This is a genomic window from Stutzerimonas kirkiae (genome assembly GCF_004327335.1).
Classification (GTDB): domain Bacteria; phylum Pseudomonadota; class Gammaproteobacteria; order Pseudomonadales; family Pseudomonadaceae; genus Stutzerimonas; species Stutzerimonas kirkiae.
The window spans coordinates 1-17,003 of record NZ_QJUO01000008.1 but is presented as its reverse complement, the minus strand read 5'-3'; the positions used below and the strand labels follow the sequence as shown (position 1 = coordinate 17,003).

The 17,003-nt window shown below is 65.2% G+C and carries 14 protein-coding genes and 1 riboswitch; of the genes, 3 read left to right on the top strand and 11 right to left on the bottom strand.

The features are described from left to right. Window positions 1–89: 89 nt before the first annotated feature. The 9 genes from DNJ95_RS06620 to pvdP all read right to left on the bottom strand — a co-directional run bounded on the left by DNJ95_RS06620 (window position 90) and on the right by pvdP (window position 11,909). A complete protein-coding gene (locus DNJ95_RS06620) occupies window positions 90–1,121 on the bottom strand; it encodes a magnesium chelatase ATPase subunit I (RefSeq protein WP_131183936.1) in 1,032 nt (343 codons plus the stop codon). Further along, window positions 1,118–4,900 (bottom strand): cobaltochelatase subunit CobN, encoded by a 3,783-nt coding sequence (cobN, locus tag DNJ95_RS19325; RefSeq protein WP_131183935.1) that lies wholly within the window; start codon window positions 4,898–4,900, stop codon window positions 1,118–1,120. The genes DNJ95_RS06620 and cobN overlap by 4 nt, the downstream gene beginning before the upstream one ends. Before the next feature lie 3 nt (window positions 4,901–4,903). Continuing rightward, on the bottom strand, window positions 4,904–5,974 hold the full coding sequence (gene cobW / locus DNJ95_RS06610; RefSeq protein WP_131183934.1) for a cobalamin biosynthesis protein CobW: 1,071 nt from the start codon (window positions 5,972–5,974) through the stop codon (window positions 4,904–4,906). Window positions 5,975–6,018: 44 nt separating this feature from the next. Next, window positions 6,019–6,384 (bottom strand): DUF1636 family protein, encoded by a 366-nt coding sequence (locus tag DNJ95_RS06605; protein WP_131183933.1) that lies wholly within the window; start codon window positions 6,382–6,384, stop codon window positions 6,019–6,021. Between the two features lie 130 nt (window positions 6,385–6,514). Further along, window positions 6,515–7,303 carry an ABC transporter ATP-binding protein gene (locus tag DNJ95_RS06600; RefSeq protein WP_131183932.1) on the bottom strand — a complete coding sequence of 263 codons (789 nt, stop codon included), beginning with the start codon at window positions 7,301–7,303 and terminating at the stop codon, window positions 6,515–6,517. Beyond that, entirely contained in the window at window positions 7,300–8,316 is a 1,017-nt protein-coding gene (locus DNJ95_RS06595; RefSeq protein ID WP_131183931.1) for a FecCD family ABC transporter permease, read from the bottom strand. Before DNJ95_RS06595 ends, DNJ95_RS06600 begins: the two co-directional genes overlap by 4 nt. Further along, on the bottom strand, window positions 8,313–9,089 hold the full coding sequence (locus DNJ95_RS06590) for an ABC transporter substrate-binding protein (RefSeq protein WP_165491591.1): 777 nt from the start codon (window positions 9,087–9,089) through the stop codon (window positions 8,313–8,315). The genes DNJ95_RS06595 and DNJ95_RS06590 overlap by 4 nt, the downstream gene beginning before the upstream one ends. A gap of 119 nt (window positions 9,090–9,208) precedes the next feature. Next, entirely contained in the window at window positions 9,209–9,817 is a 609-nt protein-coding gene (cobO, locus tag DNJ95_RS06585) for a cob(I)yrinic acid a,c-diamide adenosyltransferase (protein WP_181953379.1), read from the bottom strand. 88 nt (window positions 9,818–9,905) lie between these two features. Continuing rightward, window positions 9,906–10,118: riboswitch (cobalamin riboswitch) on the bottom strand. Between the two features lie 177 nt (window positions 10,119–10,295). Next, the gene (gene pvdP / locus DNJ95_RS06580) at window positions 10,296–11,909 is read right to left on the bottom strand and encodes a pyoverdine maturation tyrosinase PvdP (protein ID WP_165491590.1); all 1,614 of its coding nucleotides are present in this window, start codon (window positions 11,907–11,909) and stop codon (window positions 10,296–10,298) included. A 328-nt stretch (window positions 11,910–12,237) separates the two neighbouring features. On the opposite strand from pvdP, the gene DNJ95_RS06575 reads away from it, so the two are divergent. The 3 genes from DNJ95_RS06575 (at window position 12,238) to DNJ95_RS06565 (ending at window position 15,708) form a co-directional block, all read left to right on the top strand. Next, window positions 12,238–13,893 carry a cyclic peptide export ABC transporter gene (locus DNJ95_RS06575; RefSeq protein ID WP_131183929.1) on the top strand — a complete coding sequence of 552 codons (1,656 nt, stop codon included), beginning with the start codon at window positions 12,238–12,240 and terminating at the stop codon, window positions 13,891–13,893. 293 nt (window positions 13,894–14,186) lie between these two features. Next, window positions 14,187–14,525: a helix-turn-helix domain-containing protein gene (locus tag DNJ95_RS06570; protein WP_131183928.1), complete on the top strand. Its 339-nt coding sequence runs from the start codon at window positions 14,187–14,189 to the stop codon at window positions 14,523–14,525. Next, the gene (locus tag DNJ95_RS06565) at window positions 14,440–15,708 is read left to right on the top strand and encodes a type II toxin-antitoxin system HipA family toxin (protein ID WP_242671923.1); all 1,269 of its coding nucleotides are present in this window, start codon (window positions 14,440–14,442) and stop codon (window positions 15,706–15,708) included. Before DNJ95_RS06570 ends, DNJ95_RS06565 begins: the two co-directional genes overlap by 86 nt. Before the next feature lie 245 nt (window positions 15,709–15,953). Here DNJ95_RS06565 and DNJ95_RS06560 read toward each other — a convergent pair whose 3' ends face one another. Further along, window positions 15,954–16,376 (bottom strand): helix-turn-helix domain-containing protein, encoded by a 423-nt coding sequence (locus tag DNJ95_RS06560; RefSeq protein ID WP_131183927.1) that lies wholly within the window; start codon window positions 16,374–16,376, stop codon window positions 15,954–15,956. A 33-nt stretch (window positions 16,377–16,409) separates the two neighbouring features. Continuing rightward, the gene (locus tag DNJ95_RS06555; protein WP_131183926.1) at window positions 16,410–16,592 is read right to left on the bottom strand and encodes a type II toxin-antitoxin system HicA family toxin; all 183 of its coding nucleotides are present in this window, start codon (window positions 16,590–16,592) and stop codon (window positions 16,410–16,412) included. Window positions 16,593–17,003 lie beyond the last annotated feature (411 nt).

Below are 17,003 nucleotides of genomic sequence, written 5' to 3'. Positions count from 1 at the left end.
CCGCGTACCCGGTTGGCTGCCCGTATCGGCATGGCGCAGTTCATAGGGCGCACGAGCCTTGGGCAGGCGACCACCCGCCAGGTGTGGCCTCAGGGCTTTTTTGCCGGGGATGGCTCCAGCCGTGGGCGCCGCGCAGTCGGCTCCTGTATCGCCACGGCCTGCGGCGGCATGGCGCCCCAGTCACCGTCATCGCTCGTATCGGCCAGACCTTCCCCCGTCATCGAAGAAGATGCCGAAGACGGCGGCTGTGCCCCGCTATCCGCTGACGGCTCTGGCGGATTCTTGCGCCGATGCGCCAGCACCAGTTCCGCCACCGCCCGCACATCGCCCTCGCCCACCTCGTCTCGGCCCTGCCAGGCGGCATGGGCGGCGGCGGCGCGCAGCATCACCAGGTCCGCGCGCACGCCCTCGACACCCGCCCCATGGCACAACCTGCTGACCAGGCGATACAGCGCATCGCTGAACTCAAGCGTCACCACCCGCCGCCGCGCCTCGCCCAGCCGCTCGCTCAACACCTGCTGCTGCGCCTGGTATCGCGCGACAAAGGCCTGGGGATCGCGATCGAACTGCAGCCGGCTGCGCACGATGCGCTCGCGCTGCTCGGGCTCGATGGTCTGCCCCAGGCGCACCAACAGGCCGAAACGGTCCAGCAGTTGCGGACGTAGCTCGCCCTCCTCCGGGTTCATGGTGCCGACCAGCGCGATACGCGCCGCATGCTGGTGGGAAATACCGTCGCGTTCGATACGGTTGACGCTACTGGCGCAGACATCCAGCAGCAGGTCGACCAGGCTGTCGGCCAGCAGGTTGACCTCGTCCACATAGAGCACGCCACCATCGGCCCGCGCCAGCAGGCCGGGCCTGAACGCCACCTCGCCATCGCGCAGCGCGGCCTGGATATCCAGCGAACCAGCCAGTTGCTCCTCGCTGCTGCCCAGCGGCAGGTTGACCAGCCGCCCGTCCGCCAGCAGGTCGGCCAGCGCCCGCGCACTGGTGGACTTGGCGGTGCCACGCGGGCCCTCGATCAGTACGCCGCCGATGCGCGGGTCGATGGCCACCAGCAGCAGCGCCAGGCGCAGTTCGTCCTGGCCATGCAGGGCGGCAAAGGGATAGTGCGGAGTCATGCGCCACCTTCCAGTGTGTGTTCGGCATCCAGCAGGTGCTGCTCGATACGTTGTCGATAATCCCCGGGTTCCCGCCACAGGCCACGCTGGATGGCTTCCAGCAGGCGTTCGCTGATATCGCGCAGGGCATCCGGATTGTGCCGCTGGAGGAATTCGCGGGTGTCCGCATCCTCCAGCCAGGCGTCGCTCAGGCTGGCGTACTGGTCGTCGCGCACCACGCCGGTGGTGGCATCGTAGGCGAACAGGTAGTCCACCGTCGCCGCCATCTCGAAGGCGCCCTTGTAGCCGTGGCGCTTGATGCCGTCCAGCCATTTCGGGTTGGTCACCCGGGCGCGCATGACCCGGCTGACTTCCTCGTCCAGGCTGCGGATACGCGGCGCCTGCGGGTTGCTGTGGTCGCCGAAGAGAATCGCCGGCTGGCGCCCGCCGAGGTGGCGCACGGCGGCGCTCATGCCACCCTGGAACTGGTAGTAGTCGTCGGAGTCGAGCAGGTCGTGCTCGCGGTTGTCCTGGTTCTGCACCACCGCCTGGATCCGCCCCAGGCGCCGGGCGAAGCCTTCGCGGGCGGTTTCGCCGTAGGTCTGTTGGCCGTAGGCATAGCCGCCCCAGTTCAGGTAGGCCGCGGCCAGGTCGGCATCGCCCTGCCAGTCGCGCGAATCCATCAGCCCCTGCAAGCCGGCGCCATAGGCGCCCGGCTTGGCGCCGAAGATACGGAAGCCGGCCTGGCGCCGTGCCTGCGCCGCGTCCATGCCCGCCGCCTGCAACTCATCGCTCTCCTGGCGAATGCGCGCGCGGATCGGGTTGCAATCGTCCGTTTCGTCCAGCTCGGCGACACGCTGCACCGCCGCGTCGAACATCTGCATGACATTGGCGAAGGCATCGCGGAAGAAGCCGGACACCCGCAGCGTCACGTCCACCCGTGGGCGATCCAGACGCTTTTGCGGCAGCACCTCGAAATCCGTCACCCGGTAGCTGCCCTCGGCCCACTTCGGCCGCACCCCGAGCAAGGCGAAGGCCTGGGCGATATCGTCGCCGCCGGTGCGCATGGTGGCGGTGCCCCAGACCGACAGGCCGATGCTGCGCGGGTAGTCGCCGTTGTCCTGCACGAAGCGCTCGACCAGCAGCGCCGCCGACTTCTCGCCCAGCGCCCAGGCGGTGGGCGTGGGGATCATGCGCGTGTCCACCGAGAAGAAGTTGCGGCCGGTCGGCAGCACATCGGGGCGGCCACGGGACGGCGCACCACTGGGGCCGGGTGGTACGAAGCGCCCGGCCAGGCCACGGCAGAGCTGCAACAGCTCCTGCTCGCCACAGGCTTGCAAGCGCGGGCGCAGGTCCGTTTCCACACGCTCAAGCACCAGTGCCGTCCGCGGCCACTCGACGCCGCCCGGCAGCCTCTGTTCCAACAAGCGCAGGGCCAGCAGTTCCAGGCGTTCACGGGTATCGCCCAGGGTGCGCCAGGCCTGCTCGGACAGTTCCAGCAGCACCGCGGGCCGTTCGCCCTGCCAGGGTTCGCCCCAGGCGGCATCCAGCGGATCGAAGCGCTTCTCGCAGGACTGGCTCGCCGGCAGCAGGTCGGCGGCCAGCGCGCGGATCAGGCTGGCATTGCCGCCCTGGCCGTCGCCGACCGGATGCCGCGCCAGCGCCAGCAGGGTATCGCGCAGCAATCGCTGTTGCGGCGACTGGCCGAAGATATGCAGGCCATCACGGATCTGGCTCTCCTTCAATTCGCACAGGTAGGTGTCGGTGCGATTGAGCAGGCGCTGCTCGCTTTCCTCATCCTCCGGCGGCGGCAGGCCGAGGTCGGCATGCAGGTTATGGGCGAGGATCAGTTCGAGGATCTGCCGGCGCAGCAGCCCGGCGCGCCGGGGATCGAGGGTCAACGCGTCATAGAACTCGTCGACCAGCCGCTCCAGGTCGCGGGTCACGCCATAGCTCTCGGCGCGGGTCAGCGGCGGCATCAGGTGGTCGATGATCACCGCCTGGGCACGGCGCTTGGCCTGGGTGCCCTCGCCCGGGTCGTTGACGATGAATGGATAGAGGTGCGGCATCGGCCCGAACACCAGGTCCGGCCAGCACTGCTCGCTGAGGGCCACGCTCTTGCCCGGCAGCCACTCCAGGTTGCCATGCTTGCCGACGTGCACGATGGCGTCCGCCGCCCAGCGCTGGCGCAGCCAGCAATAGAAGGCCAGGTAGTAATGTGGCGGCACCAGGTCGGGGTCGTGGTAGTTGGCCATTTCGTCGAGGTCGTAGCCCCGCGCCGGCTGGATGCCGACGAACACCCGCCCCAACCGCAGCCCGGCGATCATGAAGCGCCCCTGGCGCAGCATCGGATCGGCCTCGGGCGCGCCCCAGCGCTGTCGAATGGCTTGCCGGTTGGCCTGCGGCAGGCCATCGAAGAAGGCCAGGTAATCCTCCATCGCCAGGCTCTGCCAGGCCGGGCGCACGGCCCAGTTGTCCGGATCGTTGGTGATGCCCTGCCTGAGCAGGCGCATCAGCGCATCGCCATCGGCGGGAATATCCTCGACGCCATAGCCCTCGCCTTGCAGGCGTTGCAGGATGCCGATCAGCGAGGCCGGCGTATCCAGGCCGACACCATTGCCCAGGCGCCCCTCGCGGGTCGGGTAGTTGGCCAGAATCAGCGCCAGGCGCTTGTCGCTATTCTCCAGGCTGCGCAGGCGACACCAGCGGCTCGCCAGCTCGCAGACGAAATCCAGCCGGTCGGCCAGGGCCTGGTACTGCACCACGTCGCACTGGGTCAGCGCATCGCGCCCCTGGGAGCCCTTGAAACTGACCGCGCGGCTGATGATGCGCCCATCCACCTCCGGCAGCGCCACATGCATGGCCATGTCGCGCGGTTGCAGGCCATGGGCATCGGCTTCCCAGCTTTCGCGGTTACCGCCGGACAGCACTACCTGCAGCACCGGGATATCGCCGGCCAGGGCATGGTCGCCCGGATCGTCCATGGCCGAGTGGGAGAACGCCGTGGTGTTGAGGATCAACGCCACCTGTTGCTGCTCGCACACCTGGCGCAGGGTATCCAGGCAAAGGGCATCCTTGAGCGACAGCAGCGCCAGCGGCAACGGGTTCAGGCCCTGGCGCAGCAGTTCCACGCACAATTCGCGGAACACCTCGGTGTTGCCCGCCTGCAAGTGCGCCCGGTAGAACACCAGCAGCACGCAGGGCGCGTCCGGGTGCCACTCGGCCTGCCAGTGGCTGACGCTGGCGCTGTCGTGTTCAGGATGAAAGATCGCCACCGGTGGCAGCACCTGGGGCGGCAACGCCTGCCAGGAGCGCTGGAAGAAACGCTCGCCGATAAAACGGTAGAACTGCCGCGCATTGCCCGCGCCGCCCTCGCGCAGGTAGCGCCAAAACTGGCGGCAATCGTCGCTGTCGATGGTGCTCAGGGCCAGCAGGTTAGGGTCTTCGCTCATGTCCCCGGAGAACATCGCCAAAGCGATGCCCTTGCGCTGACACAGGCTGACGACCTGCTCGGTGCCGTAGGGCCAGTAGCTCTCGCCGCCAAGATGGTCGATGACGATCAGCCGCGCATGCTGCAGCACTTCCTCCAGGTAGAGGTCGATGGACGCGTGCTGGCGCAGGTGCATCAGGTTGGCCAGGCGCACGCCCGGGAAATCCTCGGCCGGGCAGGTCGCCGCCAGCAGTGCCAGGGTGGTGTCGGCGGCGCTGAGGATGACGATCTCGCCAGGCGTCTGGTCCAGCCGGGTGATGATCGACGCGTCCTCGACATAGCCACCCGGCAGCGCTGACAGCATATGCATGGCTCAGGCCCCGATCACCGCGCCTTGCAGCGCGCCCTGCAGTTGCTCGGCATCCAGCTCGCGACCAATCAGCACCAGGTAGCTGTGGGGTGTCTCGTCGTCGCGCCAGCGGCGGTCGAAGTAGCTGTCGAAGCGCTTGCCGACGCCATGCACCACCAGCCGCATGGGTTTGCCCGGCAGTGCCAGGAAACCCTTGATACGCAGGATATCGTGGCGCTCGACCAGCCCCTGAAGGATCGCCAGCAGGCACTCGCGCTCGACCAGCGGCAGCTTCACCGCCAGCGACTCGAACAGGTCATGGTCGTGCTCATGCTCCTCGTCATCGCCGTGGTCGTGATGGCTTTCACGCAGGTGGATGCTGTCTTCCGAGGCGCTGGACAGGCCCAGCAGCAGGTCCAGGCCGAGGCGCCCCTGATCGCTGGCCACCACCTTGACCTGGGGCGGCAGTTCCTCGCGCACCAGCGCTTCCACCTGGCGAATGGTCGCGGCATCGGCCTGGTCGGTCTTGCTCAGCACCACCAGGTCGGCGGACAGCAACTGGTCCTCGAACAGCTCATGCAACGGCGATTCGTGGTCGAGATTCGGGTCGGCGCGGCGCTGGGCATCCACCGCCCGCGGATTGGCGGCGAACTGGCCGGCGGCGGTGGCCGGCACGTCGACCAGGGTGATCACCGCGTCGACGGTGCAGGCGTTCTTGATCTCCGGCCAGTTGAAGGCCTGCACCAGCGGCTTGGGCAGGGCCAGGCCGGAGGTTTCGACAAGAATGTGGTCCAGTTCGTCGCGGCGCCCGATCAGTTCCTTCATCACCGGGTAGAACTCTTCCTGCACCGTGCAGCACAGGCAGCCGTTGGACAGTTCGTACAACTGCCCCCCCTGCTCGGTGCCGTTCTCGTCGCAACCGATACCGCAGCCCCGCAGGATCTCGCCATCGATCCCCAGTTCGCCGAACTCATTGACGATCACCGCGATACGCCGCCCTTCGGCGTTCTCCAGGATATGACGCAGCAGCGTGGTCTTGCCGCTGCCGAGGAAGCCAGTGACGATGGTGACGGGAATCTTGCCTTGAACGGCCATGGTGTTGTCCTCGCTCGACTCAAAGTGGAAAAGAAAGTTGAAAATCAGTCGTCCAGCACGGGAATCCGGGCAATGAACTTGCCCTTTATCCCCTGCGGCCAGTCACGGAACGGCACCTGGCCGCTGTTCGAGATTCGATAGTGCTCGGCATAGTCCAGCAGCGCCTGGGCCGCGGCCTGGTCCGGCTGGAAATCCCCCAGCACGTAGGCGATCTTGCCCGGCGCCCGCAGCAGCACGCTGCAATGCCGCTGGCAGGCCATCAGGCAGCGGGTACGGCCCAGGCGCAGCGATACGCCACGCTCCAGCGCCAGCCGCTCGACCTGCTCGGCGAACAACGCCCCGCGCCGCGGCTGCTCCGGGTTGGCGGCGTCATAGCCGCAGGTTTCACAGATCAGCAGTTGGCTCGTCATACTTGTGCCTCTGGCTCGGGCAATCCGTAGGATGGGGCGAGGAGCAGAGCGACGACACCCATCAGTGGTGTCCGGTGATGGGTATCGCTACGCTCAACCCATCCTACGTTTATGGAGTGGTGGCTTGTCTTCATGCGCCATCCCCTTCCGGGCGGCAGGCCCAGGGCAGTACGAACGGCTGCTGCTGGTGCTCGCCGAGCATCGCCTGCACCTTGTACACCTGCTGCAGGTTCTTCGGCGTCAGCACCTGGCGCGGGCTGCCGTACTCCACCACGCGGCCCTGGTCGAGCAGCAGCACCCGGTCGCAGAAGCGACTGGCCAGGGTCAGGTCGTGCAACACCACCAGCACGCTGCGGCCCTGGCGGCACTGGGCGCCGAGCATCTGCATCACGTTCAGTTGATGGAAAGGGTCCAGCGCCGCCACCGGTTCGTCCGCCAGCAGCAGCGGGCTGCCGACCGCCAGTGCCCGCGCCAGCCGCGCCCGCGCCCGTTCGCCGCCGGAGAGGCTGTCGACGCGGCGTGAGGCCAGCCCGGTCAAGGCCATATCCGCCATGGCCTGCGCCACCGCCTGCCGGTCGGCCTGGCTCGGCAGGCCCCAGAACGTCCGGTGCGGTAGCCGCCCCAACGCGACATAATCGCCCAGGCGCAATGGCCAGCCGCTCTCGTCGCCCTGCCCCAGGTAGGCCAGGCGCAGGGCGCGCTGGCGCGGGTCGAGGGTCTTCAGGTCCTGGCCGTCGAGGCGGATGGCGCCGCTATAGGGCAACAGATGCGCCAGCGCCTTGAGCAGGCTGCTCTTGCCGGCGCCATTGGGGCCGATCAGGCCCAGCAGGCAGCCCTGTTCCACTTCCAGGGAGATACTGTCGAGCAGCCGCTTGCCGTCGATCGCCAGGCCGACCGCCTCCAGCGCCAGCCAGCTCATCGGGCCAGGCTTCCACGCTGGCGCAGCACCAACAGCAGGAAGAACGGCGCGCCGAGCAAGGCCGTTACCACGCCGAGCATCAGCTCCTGCTCGCCACTGACCAGGCGCAGCAGGATATCCGCCGCCAGCAGCAGGATGGCGCCGCCCAGCGCGCTGCTCAGCAGCAGCCGCGACGGGTGGTAGTCGACCCAGCGCCGCAACAGGTGCGGCACCACCAGCCCGATAAAACCGATGGCGCCAGTGACCGCCACACTGGCGCCCACGCACAACGCCGTGCCGAGGATGATCTGCAAGCGCAGGCGGGCCAGGTTGACGCCCAGGCTGCCGGCCTCGTCCTCGCCCAGGGTCAACGCATCCAATTGCCGGCCACAGGCCAGCAACAGCGCCAGGCCCGCGAGGATGAATGGCAGGCTCAAGTGGATGTCGGCGAAACTGCGGTCGCTCAGCGAGCCCATCAGCCAGAGCACGATGTCCTGCATGTCGGTCGGCGTCGGCGCCAGGTTGATCGCCAGGGAGGTCAGCGCCGCCGCCAGGGCGGAGAGCGCCACGCCGGCCAGGATCAGCGTCAGGTTGCCGCCCCGGCGGCGGGCGATGACGTACAGCAGCAAGGTAGCCAGCGCCGCGCCGCCCATGGCGGCGCCCGGCAGCAGCCAGTGGCTCAGGCTGGCATAACCGTAGTAGAGGCACAGCACCGCCCCCAGGCTGGCGCTGCTGCTGACGCCGAGCAGGCCCGGCTCCGCCAGCGGATTGCGCAACAGCCCCTGCAACGCCGCCCCCGCCGTGCCCAGCGACATGCCGACGAGGATCGCCAGCAGCACCCTGGGCAGGCGGATTTCATGCACGATGACCCAGTGCTGCACCGCCAGCTCGCGCAGGTCGTCACTGGCCGGCTGCCATTGCAGCAACGCCCGCAACACCTCGCCGGGCGCCAGGGATACCGAACCGATGCCCAGCGACAACAGGAACAGCACAGCCAATGCCAGCAGCAGGACGGGATTCACCAGTCGGTTCATGGGCGCAGCGCTCCCGCATCGGCCAATGCATCCAGTTGCCCGGCCAGTTGCTCGGCGGCCGTCACCAATTGCCCGTCGCTGCAGCCCCAGTGGTTGTCGGCGATGGTGATCGACGGGGTATGACGCAACAGTTGCTGCAATCGGGGATGGCGCCAATAGGACGACTTGGCATGGCCCTGGTCGATCAGCATATCCGCCTTCACCAGCACATCCGGCGGTGCACCGAGCAGGCGCTCAAGGGGGTAATGCCCCCAGCCCCGGGCAGGAAAGGCATTCTCAGCCCCCAAGGCCTGGAACACCGTATCGACATACGTCTCGCGCCCGGCACTACCGCCGTTGGGCCGCAAGTACAGCAAGCGGAAGGGTCGTTCACGCGTCTGCAACCGTTGCAGACGCGCCTGCCAATCGGCCACCTGTGCCTGCCCGGCCGCCTCCCGATCCATATGCTGTGCAACCAATAGGGTGGTATCGAAGATCTGCTGCCAAGTGGTCGGGTATGGCACCGCCAGCACCTCGATGCCATGGCGCTGGAACAGCTCGCGCGGGTTCTGCGCCAGCCAGCGCCGCGAGGCCAGCACCAGGTCCGGGCGCAGTGCGACGATTTCCTCGGCACTGGCCTGGTTCGCCGGGTACTGGCGCGCCTGCCGCGGCATGGACGACACCCGCGCATCCTGGCTCTTCGCCGACACCGAGAGCAGTTGCCCGGGCGCCGCCAGGCCCAGCGCCAGGTAATCGGCGCACAGGTTGGTCGACACCACTCTGGGCAGTGCCATGGAGCCCTGGGCGAGCAGCAGCGACAGCGCAAGCAGCACGCAGGAACGGGCTTGCCCGCGAAGCCATCGCGGCCATCGCGGTTCGCAGCCAAGACGGCGCCGACGAAAGCGGAAAAGCATCAGAAATCGACGCCGGCCTGGCCCTTCACACCGGCGTTGTAGGCATGCTTGACGTCACGAATCTCGCTCACCGTGTCGGCCAGCTCGATCAGTTCCGGCTTGGCCGCTCGCCCGGTGACGATCACGCTCTGCTGCGCGGGGCGTTCGCGCAGGGCCTGCAGCACCTCGTCCAGCGACAGGTAGTTGTACTTGAGCATATAGGTCAACTCATCGAGCACCACCAGGCTCAGGCTGGCATCGGCCAGCATGCCGCGGGCATGGGCCCAGGCCTCGTCGGCGGCGGCCTTGTCCTTGTCCCAGTCCTGGGTGTTCCAGGTGAAACCGGTGGCCATGGCGTGGTAACGCACCTGGGGCGCATGCTGCTGCAGGTAGATGACCTCGCCGGAGGCCTGGGTACCCTTGATGAACTGCACGACTCCGGCCTGCTGGCCATGCCCCAGCGCCCGGTACAGGGTGCCGAAGGCCGAGGTGCTCTTGCCCTTGCCGTTGCCGGTGATGAGGATCAGGATGCCGCGCTCGATCTGCGCCTTGTCGATACCGGCATCGACCACGGCTTTCTTGCGCTTCATGCGCTCGGCATGGTTCTGCTTCTTCTGTTCGTCGATCATCGCTCGCCACTCCGGAAAGGAGGCGGGATGGACGCGGGCAGGCAAACTCGAAGACACCTGACAGCGGCAGCCACCCACACCCCGGGGTCATACCTGATCGCAACAGGCCGGTCTTCTGGCTCGCCATCATCCGAATACCGCGCCTTCCCGGAGCAGGCTCCAGTGGCATATCACGGCATCGTCAGGCTCACAGCAGCGGGGGCTGCGCCGGAATCGGCATGCCTTTGGCACGCCCCACCGGACTTCCCGTTTCAGCCCCGCCAGAGGATATGGCGAAGGCACCTGTTCGAGGGGTGGCAGGTTAGCAGCAAAATCGTTGGAAGCCGATAGCAGCGACATACCTACCCAGGGCAATCGCGCCACGCACTCGAAGAGCCGAAAACAGCGCTGGAAGGCTGGAGGCTGGACGACAAGCACTCCGTTGCTTCTACGTCCAGCCTCCAGCACTTTCAATCAAAGGTTTCATGCCGCCTGCAACCTACTGCTTTCCTCCCGGCCCGGGGGGCAGGTGGCGGCCGTACCAGGGACGCAGGGGGATGCGTCTGGACAAGCGCTCCACCTCCGTCTCGTCGGAATGGATGATCCGCAGCGCCAGCTTCATGGTCTCGATATCCAGCTCCCCGCCGCCGCCATTGCCTTGCAGCCAGGCGCCACAGCCGGCCTGCTGCGGGCCGAGCCAGGGGCGGGCGAGTTCGACCCAACGGCCAGGGGCGAACCAGGGCACACCATCGACGAAGGTACGCAGCACTTCGCCCGGATGCGCCTGCTCATGGGCCAGGAACCAGTCTTCGATACGGTCGTCGATCCAGCCATGGAAGGCCCAGAATACCGGATTGAGGTGGGACGAAAAGGCATCGCCAAGAAAATCGTTGTCCTCGCGGAACCAGCGCTCGGAGAAATCGACGGGATTACGCGCATAGGGCATCGACAAGCCGCTGTTGGGATCACGCGCCAGGGACGCCCAGCACATATGCAGCCAGTCATGGATGCCCAGCTCGATACGCGAGCCCAGCTCTCCCAGGCACAAGTTGCTCAGGTACTCCGGGTTCTGGTACTGCGCTTCCCACAACTGGAAATTACCGAAATACCCATCGCTGCTCTTGATACCGAGCAGCCAGGCATTGAATCCATCGTCGCCGGGAATCTCCCAGGATGGCGGTACCGAGTAACCATCATGGTTTTCCACATAGTCGACGAATGCCTGTACGCCATGGCCAATATAGGGCCGTGGCGCCGGCAGGCTGGGCCAGGAAGGCAGCGGCTGCATGGCGCGCGCCTTCAGCACCATATCCCGGTGCATGAACAGGAAATCCTCGCCCGAGCCGTTGCGGTGGCGCTCCTTGCCCCGCGCATCCCGCTCCTTGCCTTCCGGCCCCGGCTGCCAGCCCAGGCCGCGCACACCACGCCGTTGCGTCTCGTCCAGGTGCCGCCAGCGATCACGGGCGGCATGCCAGACCTGATGGAACAGCCGGTGTCCGGGAGACATCAACCAGGCCTTGAGCTCGGGCCGATAGGGAAGCCGCTCACGCGCCAGCACGAAAGGCCGACGCACCGCGACGAAACGCGCCTGCCGCGTGGAAAAGCCATGCTGGCGGCCCAACTCGCTCAAGGCGCCACTGATGGTCGCCTGGCCACCGCCACTGCTCCAGTTGCCCCAGATTTCATCGAAGATCGCCTGACAGTCGTATACCTGGCCAGCATGATCCGTCAGCTTCCAGCGCAGGTTGGGCACCTTGCCCGCATCCAGCTCACCGAACACCTGCAGATTGCCTTTATCGAATGGCCGCTGCCCCAGCGCACCACGTACCGCCCGCCCACCCGGACCGATATCCAGCAGCAGCTCGAGGCGCTCGAGTGCCAGCCCGGGATAGTCCTCCTGCCCGTCGAGCAAACGAAAATCCCAGATACCGACCAGTCGCTCGCCAAGCAGCACTTCCGCCTGTGGCACCGGGACGACCTCCGGCTCCTCGTTCAGCTCGGCCGCTTCCTTTTCCTGATGACTGCGGTAAGCGCTGCGCGCCGCCACCAGCGCCCCTCCGGCGACCCCGGCCGCCGCCAACCCCGCTACGAACTTCCGTCGAGAAACCCTCATAAATCCCTGCCCAGCCCCTCTGCCCGATACGGACATTTCCCATACGGACGAAACGGTCAAAGGCGGATTTAGGTTCGGCTCACCAATGGTGCGTGGCGCAGCACGGTTCTCTTTTCCCCTTGCGGGTTAACCCATGCACATATCGTCGCGTTCAAATCCATTGCACCGGCGTGGCACCCTACAGCGTCCTTCTCCACTGGCGGGAGAAGGGCTGGGAAGAAGGGTCCGCCCGCCAGGGCGCTGCTGCGGCAGATGCCTGCTCACAGGGTTAAATCCCTCCGCCGCCAACTCGTCTAGTCGGTTCAAGGTCCGTCTCAGAGAAGCCCCCATGTCGCCACGCCTGTCCGCGGAAGTCCTGCGCATTCTCAAGCCGTTCTGGCTGTCCGTCGCACTCGCGACCCTGCTGGGTATCGTCAGCGGCCTGAGCGTCACCGCGCTGCTGGCGACCATGAACGACGCGCTGAACCGCGAAGGTGGCGCCACCGCGCGCCTGGCTCTGCTGTTCGCCGGCCTGTGCATCCTCACCCTGGCCTGTTCCACCCTGTCCAACCTGCTGACCAACCGGGTCGGGCAAAAGGTCATCGCGCGCATGCGCCAGGAACTGGCGGCGAAGATCCTCGTCGCGCCTATCGAACAACTGGAACGCTATCGCGCCCACCGCCTGATCCCGGTGCTGCTCAACGATATCGGCACCATCAGCGGCTTCGCCCTGTCCGTGGCGCCCATGGTGATCTCCCTGACCGTGACCCTCGGCTGCCTGTCCTACCTGGCACTGCTGTCCTGGCATATCCTGCTGCTGACCCTGCTTACCGTGGTCATCGGTGGCGGCGCCCAGTACCTGGCCCATGCCATCGGCCTGCGCAGCCTGCAGGCCGCTCGTGATGGCGAGGACGAGTTGCAGAAGCACTACCAGGCGATCTCGGCCGGCGCCAAGGAACTGCGCATCCAGCGCGAGCGTCGGCACACCATGCTCGAGCGACATATCAAGGGCACCACGGAAAGCATCTGCCGCGCCAATATCCGTGCCGCCACCATCTTCGTCAGCGCCGAGACCTTCGGTTCCATGCTGTTCTTCGCGGTGATCGGCATGGTCATCGCCTTCCAGGCCCTAGGCTCGGCCACCGACAAGAGCGTGCTGGGCGGTTTTATCCTGGTGATGCTCTATATGAAAGGGCCGCTGGAACAACTGATCACCACCATCCCCAGCATCAGCCGCGCCGAAGTGGCGTTCCGCCGGGTCGCCGAACTCTCGCAACGCTTCTCTTCCCCCGAGCCACACCTGCTGCTGAGCGAGCCGCCCGCGACGGACAGTACCCTGCACAGTATCGAACTGCACCGGCTCGGCTACGACTACCCGGAGGTGGAAGGCAGCAGCGCCTTCCACCTCGGCCCGGTGGACCTGGAAATCCGCCAGGGCGATATCGTCTTCATCGTCGGCGAGAACGGCTGCGGCAAGACCACCCTGATCAAGGTCCTGCTCGGCCTCTACGAACCCCACCAGGGCGAGATCCGCCTGAACGGCCAGCGCGTCGATGCCGAACACCGCGACGACTACCGCCAGCTCTTCACCACCATTTTCTCCGACTACTACCTGTTCGACGACCTCGCCCCCGGCAAACAGCGACTCCCCGCGGAAGCGGAAAAATACCTGCGACGCCTGGACATCGCCCACAAGGTCTCGATCCGCGACGGCGCCTTCAGCACCACCGACCTCTCCACCGGCCAGCGCAAGCGCCTGGCCCTGATCAACGCCTGGCTGGAGGAACGCCCGGTGCTGGTCTTCGACGAATGGGCCGCCGACCAGGACCCGGCCTTCCGCCGGGTGTTCTACACTGAGCTGCTGCCCGAGTTGAAGCGCCAGGGCAAGACCATCATCGTCATCTCCCACGACGACCGTTATTTCGACATCGCCGACCAACTGGTGCATATGCACGCCGGCAAGGTGGTCAGCGAGCGGGTTGCCGGCAAGGAAGTGCCGGCGTGAGCGGACCTCGATAGAGCTTCTCCTGAAGCACTACAGTCTTCGACTCCCCGTAGGATGGGTCGAGCGAAGCGATACCCATAGGTTCACAAAGCGATGGGTATCGTCGCCCTGCTCCTCGCCCCATCCTGCGAGAAGCCGCCCAACCGCCAGTTTATCTGTGATGCAACACCGCTACGCCAGCCGGCTGCCGTGGCAGTCCAGCCACGGGTAGGATCACACCTTGTCAGCAACAAGATGGCACCCAAGAAAAAGGTGATATATCATCTACTAAAGCATTTAAAAGATGAAATATCATGCAAAAGCACAAGTCTCTCTTGACAGATTCGACCTTGGCCCTGCTCACTCGGCTCGGCGCCAACATCGAGCTGGCCCGCAAGCGCCGCCGCCTCTCGGTCGAGACCATTTGCAGCCGCGCCGGGATCACGGCCCAGACCTACAGGCGCCTGAGCAAAGGCGAACCCGGCCTGGGCATCGGGATAATGGCGGCGGTCCTGAGTGCAATGAACCTGGAGGACGACCTTGCGCTGATCGCCTCGCCGTCTTCCGATGAAGTCGGCATATCCATGGAAAGAGCACACCAGCCCAAGCGAATTCGCGGGGAGGCGTCCGATGAACTGGACACCGATTTCTAAGACGTACGTTTTCGCAGCACTCGACGGCGAGCCGCGCCCCATGGGTATCCTGGCCAAGGACCCGTCCGGGCTGCGCTTCGCATACGCACAGAGCTGGCTCAGCTCACCCGACGCATTCTCCGCCGACCCGCTGAACCTTCCCCTGTCGCCTGGCGAAAAGACCGCATCGAAGCTATGGGGATGCTTCGAAGACGCCACGCCCGACAACTGGGGCAGAAAGGTACTCCTCGCCACCCACAAACAGGCCCCTGCCAACGAGCTCGAATGGCTACTGGCTTCCCGCGGCGCTGGCGCTGGCTGCCTGCTCTTCTCGGCTTCACGGCACTCGGTGGCCCCTCCCGTTCCCGTGCCTTCGTTTTCCGAACTCGAGCGACTGCTGGAGCTTGCCGACGAAATCGACCGTGGCGAGCTACCGGATCACCTGGACGACGCATTGGCCAAACTGCTGGTCTACGGCTCATCCATGGGCGGCGCCCGGCCCAAGGTGACGGTACGCCTTGACGAGCGGCAATACATCGCCAAGCTCTCCCGGCGCGATGACCTGTTCAACCAGCCGCGTGCCGAGTTCGCCAGCCTGGCCATGGCAAAGGACGCCGGCATTCCAGTACCCGGCCACCGACTGCATACAGTGAATGGCAGAACGCTGCTACTGATTGAGCGCTTCGATCGCGAGGGAGAGCATCGCTGCCACTACCTGAGCGCAAACGCACTCATAGCGCCAGAGCGCATGCGCCAAGGAGATATGGAAGGCTCGGTCAGCTATCTGCGCCTGGCTACCATCATCCAGAAGATCAGCCAGGACGCCCAGGCCGACCGGCATGACCTGTACCGACGCATGATCTTCAACATCTCGATCAGCAACACCGACGACCACCTGAAGAACCACGGCTTCCTGCACCAGGGCCACGACCAGTACCGGCTTGCCCCTGCATTCGACCTGCTGCCCCACCCCGAGCAGACCGACGAACTCGCCCTTATCGTAGGCACGCAGGGGCGTGCGGCCACCTTCGAGAACGCCCTGAGCCAGTGCGAACGTTTCGGCCTATCCAAGGTACAAGCGAGTCAGATCATCGAGGAAGTCATGGCAGTTACCACGCACGCAGCCAGCTACTTCCAGGAGGCAGGCTTATCCCCTGTGGAGGTCGGCATTCTCAGCGCTGCGTGCGGCCTGAATCGCATGTAAAGCCAGCGCAAAGCGATGCCCATCATCGAGCTGGTCAGGGCCTACCCCGGACGACCAGATATGGCGTGCCTGGCCTGGCGCAGCAGATGAACGTCCGTACTCCACGCATGCCCACAGTTCAAACCCACCACCGACCAATACCACTGCCTTCCCATCCAACGCCAGCACCGCTGCCGACTTGGTCGGGAAGATGTAGTCCATCACCGCATAACGACTAAAGGCGCCAATCGGCGCCCTTAGCTCATCTACGCGGCAATGACAGAGACTTCCAACCGCTGTCCGAGTATGGCCAGAGCATGTTCAACCTGCTCGATCTTCGAGCTGTGTAACAAATCCACCAGCCTATCGACTTGGGGCCGATTGACACCGAGCCGGCGCGCCATTTCGGCCTTGCCAATCCCCTTGTCCTGCATCGCGTTCCACAACGCAACCTTGGCAGCGGACAGGGCTGGCAATCGCACTAAAACCTGGCCAGGCTTTGCAGTCGATGGCAATGGGATCGGGCGGCGCTGATCCACATACAGCGACAGCGCGGACTCCAGCCCATCAACAGCATCCAGCAGCGCCTCGGCATCGTTATCGCCAGCGCTGTTCAGTTCCGGCACATCGTCGCTGCTGATCCAAACGCTGCCAGCCTCATGGTGCAGGGTCACTGGGTAATCAAACATTCGTCACCTCTCCCAAGCCTGGAAACCAAGGGTTCAATCCTTGAATCCCAAGTCTTTCAGTATCTTATTTCTCAATCCTTCGCCTATTTCCTTGGAGCCATGGTCGGGAACAATTGTCTGGCGGCCACCGTAGTAGGCCTTGAAATGGCTTCCTTTGGCGGGTTCAAAATGAACACCTTGAGCCTTTAACCACCGTCGAAACTCGCTGTACTTCATATGTACTTCCTTCGTTTCGACATAACGACAATGCAACAAATATGTTGCGCTCGCAACATATTTGTTGCGCACAACCAAAAGACCAACGCCTGGCGCCAATCGATCAAGGCCTCGATATCCAGGAAAAACAGTGCAGGAATAGTCGAAAAAAGACTTCCAGAGCTTCTTTCCAGGGGGAATCGTGGTCTTCGTTCATGGCGCACAATCGTGGCTATTCATTTGCCCATCAAACTGCAACAGTGGCGCACAGAGCGAAAGACCGATAAACCAGAACGGTGAAACCGGTCACACAGAAATGCTCGGTTTTGTGCAACAGCTCTCAAAACCAGACTGCCAGCTCACGCGCCCTAACCGCGGCACAAGTCCATATACGAAAATCCCCACTGCTCCATCCACCCTGGTGCCATCGCC